Annotated in this window: 3 protein-coding genes; all 3 read right to left on the reverse strand. The window is 48.4% G+C overall.

Annotated elements, in window-relative coordinates:
- Positions 1–225: 225 nt before the first annotated feature.
- The 3 genes from H6F50_RS01805 to H6F50_RS01815 all read right to left on the reverse strand — a co-directional run bounded on the left by H6F50_RS01805 (position 226) and on the right by H6F50_RS01815 (position 5,404).
- Entirely contained in the window at positions 226–1,260 is a 1,035-nt protein-coding gene (locus tag H6F50_RS01805) for a M28 family peptidase (RefSeq protein ID WP_190425642.1), read from the reverse strand.
- Between the two features lie 4 nt (positions 1,261–1,264).
- The gene (gene gcvT / locus H6F50_RS01810; protein WP_190425644.1) at positions 1,265–2,416 is read right to left on the reverse strand and encodes a glycine cleavage system aminomethyltransferase GcvT; all 1,152 of its coding nucleotides are present in this window, start codon (positions 2,414–2,416) and stop codon (positions 1,265–1,267) included.
- A 444-nt stretch (positions 2,417–2,860) separates the two neighbouring features.
- Complete coding sequence (locus H6F50_RS01815; protein ID WP_190425647.1) at positions 2,861–5,404, reverse strand: tetratricopeptide repeat protein; 2,544 nt, start codon at positions 5,402–5,404, stop codon at positions 2,861–2,863.
- Between the last annotated feature and the right edge of the window lie 46 nt (positions 5,405–5,450).

Consider the following 5,450-nt stretch of genomic DNA (forward strand, 5'->3'; position numbering starts at 1 on the left):
GCTAACGAACCGAAGCGCTTTTTGTGGGTGGATGAAGCCGGTCACAATGACTTTAGCTGGGTGGCAGCACAACAGTCTGAGAAAGCTGTGCGGGAGTTTGCCCAGTTGGTGGAGCAGTTTCAGCGCAATCTGCCCAGAGGCTGACGCTTGGGGATAGGCATACTCCCCGCAGGCTTGACTGAAAACGCGATCGCTTGACGCTTGAAGCCGTGCAAATAACCTTGATTACTGACTCTCCGCCAAGTCGGCAACAACGCCCTCTAATCCCGCTACTACCCGTGCCAAACGGTCGTAATCAATTTTATCGGGGGTATCTTGTGAAGTGTGATAGTGGAGGTAACGGGAGGGTGCAGTGTCTGTGACGATGATACCGGGATAACCTTGCTGCCAGAAAGACCATTGATCCGACCAGCCGACGCCGGGAATACTTTCTGGGAGGGCGGCACCTTCGGAGGGAAACTTCGCATGACGACGGAAAGAGGCGATCGCTTTCCTCACCAAATCAGCAGAGGTTGGGTTGCTCACAAAGGCAATAAAGTTACCCTGCGAGGGATAAAACAAGCTTAAAGGAAATGGGTATTTCTGGGTTCCTGGCTTGTCGGAGTAGTAGCCGATGGTTTCCAAACTGAGCATGGCGACAATATTGTCACCGGCGTTGCGGCAGCGTTTGGCATAAACGACGCTTCCCATCTCCGGCGTCTGGAAAAATGGCGGTTCCTCATTCACAAACTCAACGAAGCGCAGAGTTCGGGAGGTCTTTTTTCCAGCAAAGGCACGCGCCAACTCTAGGACGGCTGAGGCACCCGTGCCGTTATCATTGGCACCGGGACTTCCAAATACAGAGTCATAGTGACCTCCAATCACCACAATCTCATCGGCTCGATTTGTCCCGACAATCTCGGCTTCTAGGTTGTAGTAGGTATTCTCAGCAATTTTGTATCCCTGTCGTTGAACTTTATAGCCAGCACTACTCAACGATGCTTCCAAGAAATCAGCCGCCGCCGCCAGATTCTTATAGTTTGAGAAGTTATGTTCTCCCAGTTCACCGGCAATCTTTTCCACATCCTGTCGGAGGGCATCTCGCAGCGTTTCCTCCTGCGGAGTCAGCGGCGGCAATGCAGCTTGATAACTGACTCCGGGCATCCAAATCGATGTAAACCACGCCCAAGCGGCTACACCCAGGAGAATGCCAATGATGGCGAGTCCGATTAATGCTGCCTGATTCACCAACCACCTTCTCCAGCCACCTCGGTTCGCCATACATTTACTTGCTAGGAAGACGGCTGGGAGAGCGATAAAAAGGTTTTTTAACCACAACGGCTGGATAAGCTTTGCCCCGGATTTCTACCTCCAATTCCTGACCAATCTGAGCCAGATTCGGAGGAACATAGGCGAGGGCGATGGGTTGCCCTACCGTTGGTGCTAAGGTGCCGCTGGTGATGACGCCGATGGCTTCACCTTTGGATAGCACCGGGTAGCCATGACGCGCAATAAAACGCCCCTGCATTTGCAGCCCTACCAAGCGTCGTTCTACGCCATTTGCTTTCTGTTGTTCTAAGACTGGACGCCCGATAAAATCGCCTTTCGTATCCAGATGAACCAGCCAACCCAATCCAGCTTCTAAAGGGGTCGTGCTTTCGTCCATATCTTGCCCGTAGAGGCCCATTGCTGCTTCGAGGCGCAGGGTGTCTCTGGCACCGAGTCCGCAGGGTACGACACCCGCCATAGCGAGACTGCGCCACAAGTCTACCCCCACTTCTGGGTCTACCATGACTTCAAATCCATCCTCTCCCGTGTACCCAGTCCGGGCGATGAAAGCTGGCTGATCCAAGACGGTTGCTTCCAAATGTCCAAATGCCTTAATCGGCGTCAGGTCTTCCTTGACAAATTCCTGAAGATATGCAAGCGCTTGTGATCCCTGAACGGCAATCAAAACTTTTGCCAGGGAAAGATCCTCGAAATCAACTTGAGAAGATTCCAGTTGGGCAAACAGCCATGCTTTGTCTCTAGATCGGGTGGCGGCGTTGACAATCATTGCGCCTCGCTGCTCGCCGTCTGCATCTTCGCCCTGATAATAGAAGATAATGTCGTCCAAAATGCCGCCGTGAGAATTCAGCAGGACGGTGTACTGAGATTCACCAGCTTTCAGGCGGCTCAAATCTGAGGGAACGAGAGGCTGCAAGTACGAAATCAGCTGTTTCCCTTTGAAGGTAAATTTTCCCATGTGGGAGATGTCGAACATTCCCGCTGTGGTGCGGACTGCCAGGTGTTCTTGTCCGATTCCGGTATATTGTACGGGCATTTCCCAGCCGGAAAAGGCAGTCAATCGGGCTTTTTGTTCTAGGGCAAGTTCATACAGGGGAGTACGGGCAAGTGCAATCGCCGTCTCTGGATGCAATTCTTCTGACTTAGCCACAGATAGTCATTCCGTCGCAGGTGGATATCTTTTATCCTACGGGATGCTTCTTGCTTGAGCAGTATAAAACGGCAGGTAGCGATAGCGAAGCGCTGACTTGTCAGTTCGCACTCTCTTGATGTGGTGATGCGATCGCGAAGCGCTGACTTGTCAGTTCGCACTCTCTTGATGTGGTGATGCGATCGCGAAGCGCTGACTTGTCAGTTCGCACTCTTTGGATGTGGTGATGCGATAGCGAAGCGCTAACTTGTCAGTTCGCACTTTCACTCAGTGCCTCTAATTTCTGTCGCTTGGCGATTGGAAATCGCAGCTACACAGACGAAACCCGCCTTCGCGGGTTAAATAAAATTTATTAGTCCGCGCAGGCGGACTTTGTTCGTATAGCCGCGAATTACATTCGCCAGGGTATATTGGGTTCCCAGGATCTCCCAGATGCGATCGCTCTCATCCTGACGAATTATCCTCAGATCCTGGCATTATTGCTATCATTTGCGCCAAGATTTCCTGCCCCAAAGGATGCTCCTGCAACGCCTCTATATTAAACCGATTCTCCATCATTCCTTGCATCCAAAAAACTGCAAAATTTTGTTTAACTGTCACTGTATTAGGATGCTTTTCTCCTAAACCACGTTGACAAATTGCCATCGCTTGCAGATACAAAGGTTCGGCTTCGCTGTAACGTCCTTGATTTCGGTAGAGTTCGGCTAAGTTGTTGAGGTGTATTGCAATTTCGGGATGGTCGGCGGGGAGACTTTTTTTATAGATTTTAATCGCTTGCAGATACAAAGGTTCGGCTTCGCTGTAGCGTCCTTGAGTTCCGTAAAGATTAGCTAAGTTGTTGAGGTGGGTGGCGATTCTTGGATGGTCGGCGGGGAGGCTTTTTTTATGAATTTCAATCGCTTGCAGACACAAAGGTTCGGCTTCGCTGTAGCGTCCTTGATTTCGGTAGAGTTCGGCTAAGTTGTTGAGACTGGTTGCGATTCTTGGATGGTCAGCGGGGAGGCTTTTTTTATCGATTTCAATCGCTTGCAGACACAAAGGTTCGGCTTCGCTGTACCGTCCTTGATTTCCGTAGAGAATAGCTAAGTTGTTGAGGTGGGTGGCGATTCTTGGATGGTCAGCGGGGAGGCTTTTGTTATGGATTTCAATCGCTTGCAGACACAAAGGTTCGGCTTCGCTGTACCGTCCTTGATTTCCGTAGAGAATAGCTAAGTTGTTGAGACTGGTGGCGACATGGAAATGTTCTGCACCGAGGCGACTTTCAGTTACTTCTACACACCGCTTCAGCCAAGGTTCTGCCTGCTGATAAAAGCCTTGACCTTTATAAAACCAACCTAAACGTGTAAAAGGTGTAATTAAATCTTCATTGCTAATATATTCAATCAGATACTTAGCAGCTTCTTCAATATGAGGAATTGCCGGACTGATATTGATAATATCTTCACGAATCGGCTGCTGAGAAATTTCTCTTGCCACTGCCACAATTGCCGCCGCAAACTGGCGTTTCATTTCATCAGCTTCGGCTGATTTGTTTAGCTTCTGTTGAAAAAATTGCCGGGTCAGCGGATGCAAACGATAACTTTCCTCACCCAGACTTTGTACCAAATGCAAACTTATTAAATCCCTTAGCGCTTTTTCCCAAATTTCTAGTTCTTCGTCATCCTCCATCTCTAAAGTTAGTGGAATTGGAGCTAAAGCATACAAACTTAACGCAGCACCAAGAAATTGTGCATTATCATCCAACTGTTCCCAACTCAAATCAAAAGCCGACGCTACGCCCAATTCATACTGCATTAACGGGTCAGCTTTCAAAATCGCTTCGTGTTCCAGTCGCTTTCGTTCCAATCGCGCCAACAGTTTCTCCAGCGACAAATTCGGCTGTTGATCCAGATATCTCCCGACTAACTCTAAGCCCAACGGCAAATATCCCAACCATTTACAAAGTCTTCTCGCCACCCAAGCTTCGCGTTTTAGCCGTTCCCTGCCAATTATTGATTCTAATAACTTCATCGCCGCCAATGGTTTCAGCACATCTAGCCGTAACTGCGGCAAAGATGACCCAAACTGAAATCTCGTCGTCAGCAATACTTTAAATCGAGATAATTCCAGCGGAGGTAAGTAAGGCTTGACTTGTTGTTTGTAGTCGGTGACATCATCTAACACAATTAAAACATTGCCGGGAAGCCATTTCTTCCAACAAAACTCCAATTGCTCCGCTAATTCCCAATCTTGCGGCGGTTCAATTTCAAATTCCAACTGCACAAATCTGATAATGCCAGTTCCTGCATTTCCCTGTGCAGATAACCAGCAAACGCCACCTGTATAACTTGATAAATACTGTCTTGCATACTGAGTAGCGAGTTCTGTTTTACCCACACCACCCATCCCAGCCACAGCAGCAATGGTGACTTGCTTATTTTCCTGCAATAACTGGTGAACTTCTAACAATTCTTCTGCGCGTCCGACAAATTCCTTGGCACCGTTGGGAGGAATATTGTTCGCAACAGATTTCGATTCCCCTTCTACCTTATTAAGGGCAGTATACGTAGCGGATGGGATATCAGTTTGCAGCTTAATCTTCTTGGCAACAGCTTGAGATTTTGGTGGTCTTTTCTTTTCCCACTCAATATCAAATTGTCGCAGATTCGCCTCTTTATCTTTATGCCACACCTTCAAAGTAAAGTGCCAATCTTCCGAACCTTTAGTTGCAACACGGTTATCTTCTAAAACTTCTAAATAATTTTCCAGAAGATTTAGCGCTTCCCTAACTTGCGCTGGAGTTAACTTACCTTCGTATTTGTCTTTTGCGGTCAGTTCTTCCAGGTATCGCCGCTTTGTCCTAATTACCAACTGCGTCTCGCTTTGCCAGTTGAAATCAATTGCGAGTTTGTCGCCATCCTCAAATTCATCATTACCATAAGCTAGCAACGCCTCAAACAGACGCTTCACCCGCGCCTTGACATCATCACCCAGAGAACGTCGCGCCATAGATTAAGTCCAAAGATTTTGCCACAAAGTTTGGGGATAACCCTAA

The sequence above is a fragment of the Coleofasciculus sp. FACHB-712 genome, from assembly GCF_014695635.1.
Taxonomy (GTDB): Bacteria; Cyanobacteriota; Cyanobacteriia; order Cyanobacteriales; family FACHB-T130; genus FACHB-T130.